The organism is Mycobacterium sp. NPDC003323, assembly GCF_053589535.1.
This window is the reverse complement of sequence record NZ_JBSFSB010000006.1, coordinates 51,722-67,176: the sequence shown is the minus strand read 5'-3', so window position 1 is coordinate 67,176 and position 15,455 is coordinate 51,722. Positions and strand designations below refer to the sequence as shown.

The following is a 15,455-nucleotide window of genomic DNA, read 5'->3' as shown; positions in this document are numbered from 1 at the left end:
GCCAGCCCTATCTTCGCAGGCCCCGTCAGCGGTACAGATCAACGCCGGCAGTCGCGGCAACGTTACTTGCGCGTCGAGCACCTGGCCAGTGGCGCAAACTCGGACGTAGCCGAGGATCGCCGTCCTGCAATGACTTCTCACTGCTTACCGCCATCGAGGATCTGAGACACGCCGTGTGGGACAAGAAATGAGACATCGCGACTTGGCGCTATGCGGCCGGCAACGTGGGCAGCCCAGGGCGGTCTCATTTCTTTAAAAACGAGACAGCAGGGGAGATCGTGCGGAGACGTCCGTACTTGAAGGTGAAGCGCTTGCCGGCTCTTTACGCGCACAATCGGCATATGAGAGTGGAAATTGTCTATTTCGACGGGTGCCCGAATTGGCAGGAAGCCGGTGCTCGTGTGGGCGCGGCAGCAGCCGGATTGGCCGACGTCGAGATCACGTATCGGCGGGTCACTACGGACGAAGAGGCAGCCGCCTTGCCGTTCGCGGGCTCTCCCACCATCCTCATCGACGGCACAGACGCTTTTGACGATGCGGTACCGGTGACGGAGTTGGCGTGCCGGGTGTATCAGACCGATACCGGACTGATGGGGTTGCCAACGGTCACCCAGCTGAACGAAGCGTTGCGGCGCCGACAGTCGCGCAGCTAACCGATGCGTGGGCACTAATGTGAGACAGCAAACGGATCGCCGCGTTGGTTCTAACGAGACAAGGGCGCCTTATCCGCGCTCCAGAGCTTGGTCGAGTGCCGTAGTCAGGTCGTCGTAGCTGCGCGGCTGGATCCGCTCGTTGTTGATGAAGAAGGTGGGTGTTCCCTGTACACCGAGTGCGGTGCCGTCGGCGATGTCGAGTTGGATGCGTTGCAGGGTTGCGGGGTCGTTGTAGGTGGCGTCGAAGGCCTCCATCTCCAAGCCCAGCTGTTGGGCAAAGCCCCGGAAGACGTCGTCGGCGGGAACTTGTTGCTCGCCCCACTCTGCTTGTGTCTCATACATTTTGCGGTACATGGCTTCGAGTTGACCTTGTTGGGCGGCGGCTTCCACCGCGCGTGCGGCGCGTTCGGCGTTGAAGTGCGAGCGCAGCGGAAAGTAGCGCAGCACGAAGTTCACCCGGTCGCCGTACTCGGCGCGGAGCTGCTCGATGGCGGGATAGAGTGCCCGGCAGCCTTCGCATTCGAAGTCGAGAAACTCGACGAAGTAGACCTCGCTGTCGGGAACCGAGTTGAGCCGGTGGCTGTTTTCCCGGACCGTCTGCCCGGCTGACCCGTCGTCGACTGCGATGTCGGGAGCTGAGCCGGTATCGCGCACGGAGAGAAACACGACGGTCCCCACGGTCGCGACCGCGATGACCAAGAGCGTGAGGAGCACGCGGGTACTGGCCAGGATCGAGCCGGGGCCTTTCATCTTCATATCAACGTACTTTAGTATATCGATATGGCCGAGCCGGTGGACACCTGCGACCTGCTGTGTTTGGACCTCCCGCATGCAGAGTCCATCCGGGCCGCGGTGCCCGACAACGCCACCGTGCAGGCCGCAGCCGCAGCCGCGCGTGGCCTGGCGGACGGCACCCGGCTGTCCATAGCGGCCGCGTTGGCCACTGGCGAGGAATTGTGCGTCTGCGACATGGCCTGGGTGGTGGGGTTGTCTCAGGGTTTGGTGTCACACCATCTGCGTCAGCTCAAGAATGCGTCGTTGGTGTCCTCGCGGCGCCAGGGGAAGTTGGTGATGTATCGGCTGACCGAGCGTGGGCGCCAGTTGACGGCCGCGGTGTTGTCCGGTGTGGCCGCGGTTGCTGGAGAGAGTCCGAATCGTGGCTGATGCGTGCTGCAGCCCGTAATCCGATGCCGAGTTCAGGGCGGGTCCTGAAAGTGTTGACAAGTAACGAATGCCGCTGGTGGCGGTGGCCGTCTTGCGGTCGTGACCGCACTGCCGACCGTACGACAGGAGCGAGTGTGATGCCAAGGATCAGTGCGCAGGCCCGCCTGGTGTATCGCAGCGAAATGGACGCCGCCATGAAAGCCGAGGATTCGCTGGTGCGATGGCGACATCTGGAGAGGGCTCACATCGTGTCGCAGCCAGATCCATGGCTGCACACCTGCAACCACGCCGCCATGCTGGTGTTGGCCGTGCGCCAGCACGACCGCCGCGAAGCGCTCGGGCAGGTGCTGCGCCTCATGGTCGCTGCCCCTGGGTCGATGACCGGTCGGTATCCCGTCGGCAACACCGGCCGTGTCACGGCGGGGCTGATGACACCGATGCCCGTCCCCGACGACCTCGCCGCAGTCTTAACCAGCAGGTGAACACCGCCACGGCGATCTCGCACTCAAAGCTGCTGTCCAGTGAGGAGTCATCGCTCGGTGGTCAGCCGATCGAGTAGAGGCCGTAGGTCTTCGGCTAGTAGTGCCATGAGGTACACCGCGGCGACCCGTTGGCGGTCGAGGACCATCGTGGTGGGGACCACGCTGGTCGGATAGGTGCGTCCCAGGGTGATGAGGCTGCGCATTGCGGGGTCGAAAATGGAGGGATATTGCACGTTGCGGTCAGTGACGGAATCGCGTGCAGTATCTCTGTTGTCGCGTACGTCGATACCCAGGAACTGCACACCGCGGTCGCGGTATTCGGCGTAGACCGTCTCCAGTTCCGGAGTTTCGGTGCGGCAGGGCGCACACCACGAGCCCCACACGTTGATCAGGACCACCTTCCCGGTGAAATCCGACAGCCAGATCGTTTCGTCGGTGAACAAGTCGGGGCCGTTCAGGTCGCCGATCGTCACCCGACTCGAAGGTGGGTCGTAGAAGATCGCGGTCTGGCCGCCGGGGGAAACGAAGTCGAACGTACCGCCTTGGGCGACGGCATCCTCACCAGTGGTGCAGCCGGTGACCTGGGCTGCCGCGATGACAAGGGCTGCCGCAACGGCCACTATTTGCCTGACGCTACGCATGAAACCTCCTTCACCACAAGCGTTCTGGCGTTGATGTGGCGCGCGGGCGGGGCCTGCCTCACTCTGAGAAGACCAGGCCGCTGACCAGGATGAAGATGCCGAGGGCGATCAAGACGATCGGGAACAGCACGTGTTCCCAGCGTTCGAGGACCTCGGCGATCGGCCGGCGGGTGGCGACGAATTTGGCGGCGACGACGAGGTCCGCGACGAGCACGAGGAAGACGACGCAGTAGGCCACCACGGCCGCGGGTCCCACGCTGAGGAAGACCGGGACGTAGACGCCGATGTTGTCCCCGCCATTGGCAAAGGTGACTGCCGCGACGGTCCAGATGCCGACGTTCTTACCCGCGACTCTTCCATCGTCGTCGTCATCGTCGTTTCCACGCCAGGCTTCCCATGCCGCCCACAGTCCCAGGGCCAGGGGTATGAGCCCGAAGTACGGAATGATCTCCGGGGGAAGGAACGCCCCGGCACCCAACGTCACCAGCACCGCCGCGCCCAGAATCCCCGCAAACCCTAGGTACTGGCCTGCGGTGATCCGGGCCGTTGTTCCGCGTTGCCCCGCGCCGCGGGCGAAGAACAGCGACAGCACGATGATGTCGTCGATGTTGGTGACGATGAACAGGCCGATCGCGGGCAGAACTGACGACAGGATCATGCGCCGGCCCCCGTGGCTGCGGTGTCGCTGGTGCGCCAGCTCGCCACAGCGAGGACGGCTCCGCCGCCGACGACGAAGACGTCAGCGAGGTTGAAGGTCGGAAACCAGCCCGTGTGCTGGTAGTCGGTGACCAGTCCGTCAGCGGCGCGATCGATCAGGTTGGCCACCGCGCCACCCAGCATCGCGGCCAGCGCCAGCACGACGGGCAGCGCGGCGGTGCGAGTGACGCGGACCGCGAACACCGCGAGTGCGACCACGATCACGCCGGTGACGCCGAGCAGGACCGCTGGGGGCAGGGTGTCGCCGAGACTGAATGCCACCCCGGGGTTGAACGCCAGCCGCAGGTGCAGCAGACCGAGATCTGTTGAGCTGCCATCGTTCAGCGCCCGGGCGGCCCACGTCTTCAGTCCCAGATCAAGTCCGGCGGCGATGACCGCCGTGGCGGCCAGGGTGATCCGGCCCCGAATTACCCTGGCCTCGGCGCCGGTGTGGCCAGCGGTCACGACGGCGCGCCCACCGGCGCCGCGCGGGTGTCGCTGGCGGCCGGATCGACCGGCGCAGCGGCCAGTGGCTTGGTGCGCCCAGCCCGCACACCGTTGGCGATGACCACGATCTCGGCGAGTTCGTGGACCAGCACCACGGCGGCCAGCCCGAGCACCCCGAACAGTGCCAGCGGCACCAACGCGATGATCAGGCCCAGGGATAGGCCGACGTTTTGCAGCATGATCCGCCGCGCCCGGCGCGCGTGGGTGAACGTCTGGGGCAGGTGGCGCAGGTCTTCGCCCATCAACGCCACGTCCGCGGTTTCGATGGCCACGTCGGTGCCCATCGCGCCCATCGCGATACCGACGTCGGCGGTGGCCAGCGCGGGAGCGTCGTTGACGCCGTCGCCGACCATCGCCGTGGGGCGCTGGGCCCGCAGCTCTTCGATCAGTCGCGCTTTGTCTTCGGGGCGCAGCTCGGCGTGCACGGCGTCGATCCCGACGTCGCGGGCCAAAGCCGCTGCGGTGGCCTGGTTGTCGCCGGTGAGCATGGCGACGTGGTAGCCGTCGCGGCGCAGCCGGGCGACCACCTCGGCGGCCTCGGGGCGCAGCTCGTCGCGCACGGCGATGGCACCGATGACCTGGCTGTCGTGTTCGACGAGGACGGCGGTGGCCCCCGCCTGCTGCATGCACGCGACCTCCTCGGCGAGCGGGCCAGGGTCGAGCCAGCCGGGGCGGCCCAGACGAAGCGTGTGCCCATCGCGGCGTCCGGTGAGCCCGGCGCCGGTGACGGCCTCCACGTCGGTGGCAGGGATGACGTCCTCGACGGCGGCGAGGATCGCCGCGGCCAGCGGGTGCTCGCTGCGCGCTTCCAGAGCCGCAGCCAGATCCAGCACCTGCTCGCGGGTGGCGCCGTGGGTGGTGGCCACGTCGATGACTGCGGGCCGGTTCGCGGTGAGCGTCCCGGTCTTGTCCAACGCGACACCGCGGATCTTGCCCAGCCCTTCCAGCGCGGCGCCGCCCTTGACCAGCGCACCGAGCTTGCTGGCGGCGCCGATGGCGGCCACCACGGTGACGGGCACCGAGATCGCCAGGGCGCACGGCGAGGCGGCGACCAGCACCACCAGGGCACGTTCGATCCAGGTGGCCGAGTCCCCGAGCAGGCTGCCGATCACCGCGATCAGCGCCGCGACGATCATCACCCCGGGAACCAGGGGTTTGGCGATGCGGTCAGCCAGGCGTTGGGAGGCGCCCTTGCGGGACTGTTCGGCCTCCACGATGCGCACGATGCGGGCCAGCGAGTTGTCCTCGGCGGTGGTGGTGACCTCCACCTCGAGCACCCCGGTGCCGTTGATCGACCCCGCGAACACCTCATCACCGGGCCCAGCCTCCACGGGGACCGACTCACCGGTGATGGCCGAGACATCCAGCGCGGTGCGGCCGTCGCGGATGATGCCGTCGGTGGCGACGCGCTCACCGGGCTTGACCAGCATCCGGTCGCCGATCCGCACATCGGCTGTCGCCACGGTCTTTTCGCTACCGTCACGCAGCACTGTCGCTTCGTCGGGCACCAGCGACAACAGTGCGCGCAGTCCGCGGCGAGTGCGCGCCAGCGAGTACTCCTCCAGTCCCTCGCTGATGGAGAACAGGAAGGCCAGCATGGCGGCCTCACCCACCTCGCCGAGGATCACCGCGCCCACGGCGGCGATGGTCATCAGCGTGCCCACGCCGATCTTGCCCTTGGCCAGCCGTGTGAGGGTGGACGGCACGAAGGTATAGGCGCCGGCCAGCAGCGCCACCGCTTCCAGCGTGCGCACGACCGGCTCGGCGACGTCGAGGAACCCGGCGATCACCGCTGCCAGCAGGAACACCCCCGAAATGGCGGCGAACTGCAGTTCCTTGATCTGCCACAGCCGCTCGGGCTCACGCTCCTCCTCGTCGGCGCCGCGGGGTTCGTCGTTGCCGCAGCCGCAGGCGTCGCTCATCAGCGAGTCTCCTTCGTGCTGGTCGTCGCGTCGGTGCGGGAGCGGGTGCCGTAGGTGGGGCACAGTGCGACGGCGTTGCCGGTGGCGGCGAGCAGTGTTTCGGCGGAGGCGAGCAGGTCGAGCAGTTCGGGGCGGGTCAGCGAGTAGAACACCTGCCGGCCCTCGGGGCGGCCGGTGACCAGCCCGCAGTCCCGCAGGCACGCCACATGCGCCGACACGGTGGACTGGGCCAACCCCAGCTCTCCGATCAGGTCGGCCACGCGGGCCTCCCCGTCAGCGAGGCGGCGCACGATCGCCAACCGAGCCGAATCGGAGAGGCTGTGAAATAGCGCCACCGCCGCATCCAGATTCGAGGAGTTTCCTGGGGCGCTGCCGCCGAGGCACGCATCCGATTTATTCATCGCCATATGACGATTATGACCGGTTAGCAGCGATACTTTTCGCTGGGGTCGGGCGTCGACGTCTCGGTGCCGTTCGTCGCCGCGGTGGCGGTGGGTGTGAGGGTGCATCCGCCGTCGCGGGTGAACGGGTAGATCATCTGGCGCAGGTAGCCGCTGGGGTAGTCGGGTTTGGCGGCCATGCCGAGTTGGGTGGAGTCGAATCGTCGGGCGGGGTCGTAGGAGTAGGTGCGCAGCAGGTGATCCCACACCAGGGTGAACAGTCCGAAGTTGACGTCACCGATGCCGGCCCACTTGAGGTGGTGAAAGCGGTGGCCTTCGTTGAGGGCTAGGACGTACTTGGCGGGACCGATGCGGTAGTCGGCGTTGGAGTGCTGCAACAGCAGCTGGATTGCCACGGCCAGCGCCAACACGGAGGCCACGTTGACGGGCAGGCCGATCAGGATCAGGGGGGCCACGCCGGCGGCCATCTCGGCGGTTTGGTGTAGGGGGTGTTTCATCAGGCCGTTGAGGCCGTAGAAGCGGGTGATGCTGTGGTGCACCGCGTGGAATCGCCACAGCACGCCGATCTTGTGGCTGGCCAGGTGTACGACGGTGATGCCGAAATCCGCGACCAGGATCGCGGCTAGCACCTGTGCGACGAACGGCCAACTGTACGGCCACAACTGGGGCGCGGGCACGATCGCGGCGAGCAGCGGGATGGCGGCCACGCTGCCCAGGATGAGGGTTTCGTTGACCGCGACGTGGATGCGGTCGCGGGTGCTATCGGCACGGTCGTGGTTCCACTCGGGGTCATACGGGATGACCCGTTCGACCAGAAACGCCGTCGCGATCGCGACGACCAGAATGACCATCAACCAGTACTTCGGTGCCCCGGCCGCGGCCACGGCGATACCCGCGCCGTTGAGGCCGATCAGCATGAACGGCACATAGCCGTACCGGGCCACCACCTGAACCGCGCTGGTGGCCATCGATGTCATGGAAGTCGTACTCATGCCTTGATCGTCGCGGCCGCCGCCACGGCGGGGCTTGAACGATTCGGCTAACCGGTGCTGTCGAGATCCCAGGACACGTGCCGGCTCAACACCGAGGGCGCCAAGCCGAACATCTCGCGGGTCGTGCGAGAAAGGTGCGCGCTATCGGCGAAACCCGCACCGTGCGCCGCCCCAGTGAGGTCGTCCCCGGACTGCACGCGGGTGATCGCGATCCGCAGCCGCGACCACAACACGTAACGGCGTAACGGAATCCCGACCTGCTCAGTGAACAAATGCGTCAGCCGACTCGGCGAAATCCCGACCCGTGCAGCTAATTCTGTACCGCTGACCGGGCCCGCCGCCACAAGGTCAGGCAACAGCCGCAACGCGTCAACGATGGCGGGATGGTGCGCCCTGTCGTCTACGGCAAGGACGGGCGCCAGGTGCGCGATCAGCTCGTCGACCACCGTGGCCAGCGCTCGCCGACGGGTGAACGTCAGCACCGGGGCAACAGTCCACCCAGAGTGGACCGCACGCAGCTGCGCAGACCGTCCCGGCGCGGACTCCGGCTCCAGGAACACCACCGTGCCCTCCGGCGCTCCGACCTCGACTCGATGGGGGGCATCGGCGGGCACGACCACCTTCGTGCCGCGGTGCCGCGCGCCGTGCTCGTCAAGCACCGTGAACGCCGTTGTCGCGGTGATGATCTGCACGGCGTGATGGGCGTGGGCATCGGTGGTGCCGATGGACCCGGTGAACGCCAACACCCCCGGACGCAGCAGTGCCGCACCGCCCCAGCGCGGCTCCACGCCGAGATCAAGGCCGGACCTATTCATCGCCATCGAACGATGGTCATTCTGAATGCGTCGACATTGCGGTGGCGATGCGGTCCAGGGCTGCGACATTGACGCGGTAGTAGGCCCACTTGCCGCGTTGGTCGCGGCTGACGAGGCCGCTGTCGACGAGCAGCTTCATGTGATGGGACACCGTGGGTTGGCTCAGCCCAAGTGGCTCGGTGAGGTCGCAGATGCAGGCTTCCCCACCGTCTGATGCGGCGATGAGCGACACCAGTTTGACCCGTGCCGGGTCGGCAAGCGCCTTGAACACCGAGGCGAGTCGTTCGGCGGCAGCGGTGTCCAGCACGCCGCCGGTCAGCGGTGAGCAGCAGCTGGCCACATCACTTGAGGTCAACGGTGCGGTCGCGGTTGCCATGTCCTCATGATGGCACACGCATTGACAAACGTCGATGCGTCAAGCACGATCAGTCCCATCGAAGAACGTCGATGAGAGGAGTGGGGCATGTCAGAGCTGCCCGTCGTAGTGATCGGGGCCGGACCGCTGGGTCTGGCGGCGGCCGCGCATCTACTGGAGCGCGGACTCACCCCGCTGGTGTTGGAGGCCGGCCAAGGTCCAGGATCGGCCGTCGAGCAGTGGGAGCACGTGCGCACGTTCTCCCCGTGGCCCGAACTGGTGGACCCCGCCGCCGAACGACTGTTGGAGCCGACGGGCTGGACGGCCTCCGCTTCCGGATTCCCGACCGGCCGGGAGTGGATCGACGACTACCTGGCACCGTTGGCGGGCGCCTTGGGTGAACGGGTCCAGTACGGCGCGCGAGTGGAGGCGGTGTCCCGGTTGGGCCGGGACCGGCTCGTCACGCCTGGTCGTGCCGAGACGCCGTTCGTCGTGCACGTGAGCAACGCTGACGGAACGGAGTGCCGGGTGCAGGCCCAGGCGGTCATTGACGCCTCGGGCACCTGGGGCCAGCCCAACCCTGCTGGCGCTGACGGGGTTCCGGCGATCGGGGAACGCGCGGCAGCGACCTCCGGGGTGCTGACCTATGTTCCGCCGACCCTCGCGCAGGCCTCAAGTTTGGCAGGCAAGCACGTGGTGGTGGTCGGCAGCGGGCATTCGGCGATGACCGCGGTGATCCAGCTCGGCGAGGTGGTCCGCAAGGATCCCTCGACGACGGTGACGTGGGTACTGCGCCGCGGGGTCTCCGAGGACACCTTCGGCGGGGGCGCCGCCGATGAACTGCCCCAGCGCGGCGCTCTGGGTGTGCGATCCAAGGAAGCGGTCGAGGCGGGCCGGGTGTCGCTGTCGACCGGATTCCGCACCGAGCGCATCGATCTGGTCGACGGCCGCGCGGTGGTGACCGCCGAGGACGGGCGCGCTTTGGCGCCAGCCGATCACGTGGTGGTGCTCACCGGGTTCCGGCCGGACCTGTCGTTCCTGTCGGAGATGCGCATCGCGCTGGACCCGATCCTGCAGGCCCCGATCAACCTGGCAGGCTCGATCGATCCGAACATGCACTCCTGCGGCAGCGTATTGCCGCACGGCGCCGCCGAATTGGCCCACCCCGAGCCGAATCTGTACATCGTGGGCATGAAGTCCTACGGCCGGGCGCCGACGTTCCTGGCGATGACCGGCTACGAGCAGGTCCGCAGCATCGCCGCCGAGCTGGCCGGCGACCACGAGGCCGCGAGCCGGGTCGAGCTGACGTTGCCCGATACCGGGGTGTGCAACGGGGCGGGCTTGTTCGACAGCCCCGAGGGCGAGAACGCCGGGGGCGGGTGCTGCGGACCAGCCCCGACGTCGCAGAACTCGGCACCGCAGCTGCTGTCGTTGTCGCTGAACCCCATTGGCGGATGACCCAGGCCAATCCTCATCCGGCGCCCGGTGCAGCTCACGGGCTGCGCTGGGTGTTGGTGACGTTGTGTGTCACCGAGATCAGCAGCTGGGGCGTGCTGTACTACGCCTTCACCGTGCTTTCGGAGCAGATCAGCGCCGACACCGGCTGGTCCCCGCCGGCGGTGACGGCCGCGTTCTCCGCGGGGTTGGTGACCGCGGCATTGGTGGGCATCCCTATTGGGCGGTGGTTGGACCGGGTGGGTCCGCGCTGGATCATGACCGCCGGCTCCATCCTGGGCAGCCTCGCGGTGGTGGCGGTTGTGACGGCGCCGAACTACGGCTGGTTCGTCGCGGCCTGGGTGCTGGCCGGGGTGGCGATGAGCGCGGTGTTCTATGCGCCCGCGTTCGCGGCGCTGACCCGGTTCTTCGGCACCGACGCCGTGCGTGCACTGACCGCGTTGACGCTGGTGGCTGGTTTCGCCAGCACCGTGTTCGCCCCTTTAACCGCGGCACTGTCAGCCCAGATGAGTTGGCGTCACACGTATCTTGTTCTGGCTGCCGTGATGGCGGTGATCACCATCCCGGCGCACTTCTTCGGCTTGCGGCGCCCATGGCCGGCGGTGACCACCACGCATCAGCATGTCGAGGCGCCGACCCGCACCGCTCGGAGCGGGCCGTTCCTGGCGTTGATCGCGGCGTTCGCGCTCGCCGGGCTCGCCTCGTATGCGGTGATCGCGAACCTGGTGCCGTTGATGAGTCAACGTGGCATCAGCACCGGTGCCGCGGCGGTTGCGCTTGGCTTGGGCGGCGCCGGGCAGGTGTTGGGCCGCCTGGGCTATCAGAGGTTGGTGCGCCGCGTCGGTGTCGTGCCCCGCACGGTGCTCGTCATGGCCGGCGTCGCCGCCACCACCGCGCTGCTGGGGCTGTTCAGCAGTTTCGCTGCGCTGGTCGTGGTGGCGATCGGGGCGGGAGTGATCCGCGGCATCATGACCTTGCTGCAGGCCACCGCGGTCACCGAAAGGTGGGGCCCCACCCATTACGGCCATCTCAGCGGCATCCTGTCCGCGCCGATCATGATCGCTACCGCGGTCGGCCCGTTCGTCGGCGCGGCTCTGGCCAGCCTTCTCGGTAGCTACGCCGCGATGTTCGTCGCCCTCGGTGCGATCGCCGCAGCGGGGGCACTGATAGCGGTGGCCACCAGGCCCCGGGTTCAGACCCCCGCTCCGGTCGTCCGGATCTAGCCGCTTTCGGCGTGGGCTCCGATCCGGTGCAGCCGGGAGGTCAGCTGAATGCCTTCGCCCGGAGGTGGCGCGCCCAGGTCTGGGTGGCCATTTGCGTTGCATCCCAGGGTGATCCCAGCGGCGGGGTGTAGGACAGGTCCAGCTCGGAGAAGCCCTCGACGCTCATCTCGTGAAACAGTGCGGCAGCGTAGGTGTCGACCCGCTTGGACACCTCGGCGCTGCGGTGTCCGACCAGCTGGGCACCCAACAGCCGGCCGGTATGTTCGTCGCCGGTGATTCGGATGTGAATCGGGGTGGCGCCCGGGTAGTAGGCCTTGTGGTCATCCGGGGTGGCCGTGGTGGTGACCGGTGTCCACCCGCGGTCGGCGGCCAGCACTTCGTGATCACGCAGCCCGGTCCGGGCGGCCACCAAGTCGAAGACCTTGACCACCTGGGCGCCGAGGCTGCCGGCGAACCGCGCTGAACCGCCGACAGCGTTCTCCCCCGCGACCCGGCCTTGCTTGTGGGCGGTGGTGCCCAGCGGCAGCCACGTCACGCCGAGGAGGCGGTGGTGGGTGTGTACGCAGTCCCCGGCGGCGAACACATCCGGCAGGTTGGTGCGCATCGCCTCATCGACGGCGATCGCGCCTTTGATTCCGAGTTCGGCGCCGGCGTCGACGGCCAGCTCCACATCAGGCTTCACACCGACCACGACGAGCACGAAATCGACTGTCTGCTGCAGTGTTTCACCACCACGGTGGGCGGTCACCGTGATCGCTCCGGTGTCTGTGCGGGTGACGGCGGAAACGGTGGTGTGGGTGAGGACCTGCACGCCGTGGCGTTCCAGTGCGTCGTGGACCAAGGCGCCCAGCTCGGGATCGACGGTCGGCAACACCTCGGCTAGCGCCTCGATCTGGGTGACGGCAATACCGCGGGTGGTGAGCCCTTCGGCCATCTCCAGGCCGATGTAACCGGCGCCGATGATGACCGCGGTGGCTGGTTGGCGTTGCTCCAGGGAGTCCATGACGGCGAAGGTGTCGCCCATCGAATGCAGCAGGTGCACGCCATCTTTGGGGCCGAGGGCGTCCGGTCCGGTCAGTCCGGTGATGGGTGGGCGGGCACTGACGGCGCCGGTGCCCACGATCAGGGCGTCATAGGACAGTTCGGTGGGTGCCCCGGTGGGGTCGAGGACGTCGAGGGTGTGTTCGGCGGCGTTGATTCCGGTGGCGCGGGTGTCGGTGAGGACCCGCATGCCGGTGGCGGCCAGGTCGTCGGCGGTGCGGTGCGCCAGATGGGTCCAGTGCGAGACCTCCCCGGAGACGTAATAGGGGATGCCGCAGATGGAGAAGTTGGGATAGGCGTCGGCGACGACCACGGTGACGTCGGTGCTGGGGTCGAGTTCACGGATGCGCAGGGCAGCGCTGATTCCGGCGTCGCTGCCGCCGATGGCGACGATATGGCGTGCGGGCATGACGAAGTCTCCTCGGTACATCGAGTGGGAAGGGTGGGTGCTGCCGCGGTGCAGCGTGAAAGCGAGCTGCGTCAGGCAGATGCGTTGGTGAGCGTGGTGTGGAGGCGTTGCACGCGGGCGATGATGTCGTCGCGGACCAGGCGCATCCGGTCTAGGCCGTCGATGCCGCGCTCAGACGGTTCGTCGGTGTCCCAGTTCTCCACCCGGGTGCCCGGCAGCGGATCGAGTAGGGCTTCCCGGCCGAGGGTGACCACCAGATCGACGTCGCGGGCCAGCTCGTAGTCCACCGGCGTGGGCTGCTCACCGGCGATGTCGACGCCCACCTCCAACAGGGCTTGGGCGGACAGATCGTTGACCGCGGCACCAGGTTTGGTGCCGGCCGAATACACGGCCACGGTGTCCCCGGCGAGCTGACGCATGAGACCAGCCGCCATCTGCGACTTGCCGCCGTTCTTCACGCACACGAACAACACCGAAGGTGTCGAAGAGTCAGTCATCGGGTCCTGTGCTCCTAGTTCTGCCGTGCGGTGACATGGAGTTCCGCGAGGAGGCGGCGGACGCGTTCTTCGAGGTCGTCGCGGATCGGGCGGACCGCATCGACGTCCTGGCCTTCCGGGTCGGGTAGGTCCCAGTTCTCATAGCGCTTGCCGGGGAAGATCGGGCAGGCATCTCCGCAGCCCATAGTGATCACCACGTCGGCTGCCTGGACGATCTCGTCGGTCCAGGGTTTGGGGAACTCCCCGGTGATGTCGATGCCAACCTCGGCCATCGCCACGACCGCGGACGGGTTGATGGCATCGCCAGGTTCGGAGCCTCCCGACCAGGCCACCGCGTCCTCGCCGGCGAGATGGGTGAAGAAGCCCAGCGCCATCTGAGACCGGCCGGCGTTGTGGGTGCACAGGAACAGCACCGTGGGCTTGCCGTCGCTGATCTTGCCCTCGACTCGGGCCAGGGCGTGCAGGCGTTGACGGGCGAACCTTTCGGCCAATAAGGGCAGAAAGTTGGGGACGGTGGCGCGGCCGGCGAACTGGTCATAGGAGGTGCTCAGGAACCTCTCGATGGTCTCGACGCCGAAGCTGGCGCCGAAGTCGCGTTCCAACCGGGTGGCCGCGGTCTTGAGTGCGTGCTGTTGATCGATCGAGAGGTCGCGGTGCGAACGCAGGGCGGCGGGGCTGTCAAACATGGTGTTACGACTCCTGTGTCGTGGACGGGTGGATTGCGGCGGGTTCGGTGGTGTGGTCGCGGAAGCGTCGGCGCAGCGCCAGCGAGACGTAGACCAAGGCGACCAGCACGGGAACCTCGATCAGTGGGCCCACCACCCCGGCCAGGGCTTGCCCGGAGGTGGCGCCGTAAGTGGCGATCGCGACCGCGATGGCCAACTCGAAGTTGTTGCCCGCCGCGGTGAACGCCAAGGTGGTGGTTCGTTGATAGCCCAGGCCGATCGCGGCGCCCAGCAGATAGCCACCGCCCCACATGATCGCGAAGTACACCAGCAGGGGCAGCGCGATCCGCACCACGTCGAGAGGCCGGCTAGTGATCTGTTCACCTTGCAGCGCAAAGAGAATCACGACGGTGAACAGCAGCCCATAGAGCGCCCACGGCCCGATCCGGGGCAGGAACTTCGACTCGTACCAGTCGCGGCCCTTGGCCTTCTCGCCGATCCGACGCGACAAGTACCCGGCCAACAGGGGGATACCGAGGAAGATGAGAACCGATTTGGCGATCTGCCACGGCGAAGTGTCGATGGTGGTCTGCTCCAGACCCAGCCAGCCGGGCAGCACCGACAGGTAGAACCAGCCCAAGACCGCGAACATGATGACCTGAAAAATCGAGTTCAACGCCACCAACACGGCGGCGGCTTCCCGATCGCCGCAGGCCAGGTCATTCCAGATGATGACCATGGCAATGCAGCGCGCCAGCCCGACGATGATCAGCCCAGTCCGGTACTCCGGCAGATCGGGCAGCATCAGCCACGCCAGCGCGAACATCAACGCCGGCCCGAACACCCAGTTCAAAAATAACGAGCTGAGCAGCAGTTTGCGGTCCCCGGTCACGGTATTGAGGCGGTCATAGCGGACCTTGGCCAGCACCGGATACATCATGATCAACAGGCCCAGGGCGATCGGCAACGAAATCCCGTCGATCTGCACACTTTCCAGCGCGGTATTCAGACCCGGGATCCATCGACCCAGCAGCAGGCCGGCGACCATCGCGACACCGATCCACACAGGTAAGAAGCGGTCCAAAGTGGACAACTTGGCGATCACCGGCGCTGAGGAACTCGAGGCCACCGTGTCGGTCATGCCGTCACCCCCGCCAGCGCGGCCGCGTTGAGATCCAACAACGCCGAGAGGTCACGCAGCGCTTCCGGGACCACGGCGTAGTACACCCACGACGCCCTACGCTCAGAAGTGAGCAGGCCGGCGGCACGCAGGACCTTGAGGTGATGCGACACCGTGGGCTGGGAGACGTCGATGCCACCCGAGACGTCACACACGCACGCCTCCCCACCGGAATGACTGGCGATCGCACTGAACAGCCGCAGCCGCACCGGATCAGCCAGCGCCTTCAACTTCTTGGCCATCTCGGCAGCCGCCGGCTCAGTCAGTGGCTCGCGCAACAGCGGTGGCGTGACGCAGCAAGCATCTGCGGCCAGTCCCTCCGGATTCGACATACATCGATATTGACGACTATCGAAC

The 15,455-nt window shown here is 67.1% G+C and carries 18 protein-coding genes and 1 pseudogene; 5 read left to right on the top strand and 14 right to left on the bottom strand.

The window, feature by feature from the left end; translation table 11 throughout:
• Positions 1-311: 311 nt before the first annotated feature.
• A complete protein-coding gene (locus tag ACWDUN_RS16115; protein WP_449930270.1) occupies positions 312-653 on the top strand; it encodes an alkylmercury lyase in 342 nt (113 codons plus the stop codon).
• 69 nt (positions 654-722) lie between these two features.
• Here the strand turns inward: ACWDUN_RS16115 and ACWDUN_RS16110 are convergent, their stop codons facing one another.
• Positions 723-1,409: a DsbA family protein gene (locus ACWDUN_RS16110; RefSeq protein WP_042509751.1), complete on the bottom strand. Its 687-nt coding sequence runs from the start codon at positions 1,407-1,409 to the stop codon at positions 723-725.
• 24 nt (positions 1,410-1,433) lie between these two features.
• Between ACWDUN_RS16110 and ACWDUN_RS16105 the strand changes: the two genes are divergently transcribed.
• Both ACWDUN_RS16105 and ACWDUN_RS16100 read left to right on the top strand, forming a co-directional pair.
• Complete coding sequence (locus ACWDUN_RS16105) at positions 1,434-1,817, top strand: ArsR/SmtB family transcription factor (protein ID WP_030133928.1); 384 nt, start codon at positions 1,434-1,436, stop codon at positions 1,815-1,817.
• Positions 1,818-1,954: 137 nt separating this feature from the next.
• Complete coding sequence (locus tag ACWDUN_RS16100) at positions 1,955-2,299, top strand: DUF3703 domain-containing protein (RefSeq protein WP_030133927.1); 345 nt, start codon at positions 1,955-1,957, stop codon at positions 2,297-2,299.
• A 47-nt stretch (positions 2,300-2,346) separates the two neighbouring features.
• Here ACWDUN_RS16100 and ACWDUN_RS16095 read toward each other — a convergent pair whose 3' ends face one another.
• The 8 genes from ACWDUN_RS16095 to ACWDUN_RS16060 are packed head-to-tail and all read right to left on the bottom strand — an operon-like array spanning position 2,347 to position 8,649.
• On the bottom strand, positions 2,347-2,940 hold the full coding sequence (locus tag ACWDUN_RS16095; protein ID WP_030133926.1) for a TlpA family protein disulfide reductase: 594 nt from the start codon (positions 2,938-2,940) through the stop codon (positions 2,347-2,349).
• Positions 2,941-2,998: 58 nt separating this feature from the next.
• Positions 2,999-3,598, bottom strand: a complete 600-nt coding sequence (locus tag ACWDUN_RS16090) for a cadmium resistance transporter (RefSeq protein WP_269975774.1) — start codon at positions 3,596-3,598, stop codon at positions 2,999-3,001.
• Positions 3,595-4,101, bottom strand: coding sequence for a signal peptidase II (gene lspA / locus ACWDUN_RS16085; RefSeq protein ID WP_030133924.1), 507 nt, complete (start codon positions 4,099-4,101; stop codon positions 3,595-3,597). Before lspA ends, ACWDUN_RS16090 begins: the two co-directional genes overlap by 4 nt.
• Entirely contained in the window at positions 4,098-6,065 is a 1,968-nt protein-coding gene (locus tag ACWDUN_RS16080) for a heavy metal translocating P-type ATPase (protein WP_030133923.1), read from the bottom strand. The genes lspA and ACWDUN_RS16080 overlap by 4 nt, the downstream gene beginning before the upstream one ends.
• Complete coding sequence (locus ACWDUN_RS16075) at positions 6,065-6,472, bottom strand: ArsR/SmtB family transcription factor (protein ID WP_030133922.1); 408 nt, start codon at positions 6,470-6,472, stop codon at positions 6,065-6,067. The genes ACWDUN_RS16080 and ACWDUN_RS16075 overlap by 1 nt, the downstream gene beginning before the upstream one ends.
• A 17-nt stretch (positions 6,473-6,489) precedes the next feature.
• Positions 6,490-7,458, bottom strand: coding sequence for a sterol desaturase family protein (locus ACWDUN_RS16070; protein WP_030133921.1), 969 nt, complete (start codon positions 7,456-7,458; stop codon positions 6,490-6,492).
• A 47-nt stretch (positions 7,459-7,505) separates the two neighbouring features.
• On the bottom strand, positions 7,506-8,273 hold the full coding sequence (locus tag ACWDUN_RS16065) for a helix-turn-helix domain-containing protein (protein ID WP_030133920.1): 768 nt from the start codon (positions 8,271-8,273) through the stop codon (positions 7,506-7,508).
• A gap of 16 nt (positions 8,274-8,289) precedes the next feature.
• Positions 8,290-8,649, bottom strand: coding sequence for an ArsR/SmtB family transcription factor (locus ACWDUN_RS16060; RefSeq protein ID WP_081843341.1), 360 nt, complete (start codon positions 8,647-8,649; stop codon positions 8,290-8,292).
• A gap of 87 nt (positions 8,650-8,736) precedes the next feature.
• Between ACWDUN_RS16060 and ACWDUN_RS16055 the strand changes: the two genes are divergently transcribed.
• A complete protein-coding gene (locus tag ACWDUN_RS16055; protein ID WP_030133918.1) occupies positions 8,737-10,086 on the top strand; it encodes an NAD(P)-binding domain-containing protein in 1,350 nt (449 codons plus the stop codon).
• On the top strand, positions 10,083-11,306 hold the full coding sequence (locus ACWDUN_RS16050; RefSeq protein WP_141864116.1) for an MFS transporter: 1,224 nt from the start codon (positions 10,083-10,085) through the stop codon (positions 11,304-11,306). Before ACWDUN_RS16055 ends, ACWDUN_RS16050 begins: the two co-directional genes overlap by 4 nt.
• A gap of 40 nt (positions 11,307-11,346) precedes the next feature.
• On the opposite strand, the gene ACWDUN_RS16045 is transcribed toward ACWDUN_RS16050, so the two are convergent.
• The 5 genes and pseudogenes from ACWDUN_RS16045 to ACWDUN_RS16025 all read right to left on the bottom strand — a co-directional run bounded on the left by ACWDUN_RS16045 (position 11,347) and on the right by ACWDUN_RS16025 (position 15,430).
• A complete protein-coding gene (locus ACWDUN_RS16045; protein WP_449930261.1) occupies positions 11,347-12,756 on the bottom strand; it encodes an FAD-dependent oxidoreductase in 1,410 nt (469 codons plus the stop codon).
• A 71-nt stretch (positions 12,757-12,827) separates the two neighbouring features.
• Complete coding sequence (locus tag ACWDUN_RS16040; protein ID WP_141864120.1) at positions 12,828-13,253, bottom strand: arsenate-mycothiol transferase ArsC; 426 nt, start codon at positions 13,251-13,253, stop codon at positions 12,828-12,830.
• Between the two features lie 14 nt (positions 13,254-13,267).
• The gene (locus tag ACWDUN_RS16035) at positions 13,268-13,939 is read right to left on the bottom strand and encodes an arsenate reductase ArsC (protein WP_141864122.1); all 672 of its coding nucleotides are present in this window, start codon (positions 13,937-13,939) and stop codon (positions 13,268-13,270) included.
• Positions 13,940-13,961: 22 nt separating this feature from the next.
• Positions 13,962-15,059: pseudogene (gene arsB / locus ACWDUN_RS16030) on the bottom strand (ACR3 family arsenite efflux transporter); the annotation flags it as partial.
• The gene (locus tag ACWDUN_RS16025) at positions 15,056-15,430 is read right to left on the bottom strand and encodes an ArsR/SmtB family transcription factor (RefSeq protein WP_030133912.1); all 375 of its coding nucleotides are present in this window, start codon (positions 15,428-15,430) and stop codon (positions 15,056-15,058) included. The pseudogene arsB and the gene ACWDUN_RS16025, both read right to left, overlap by 4 nt.
• Between the last annotated feature and the right edge of the window lie 25 nt (positions 15,431-15,455).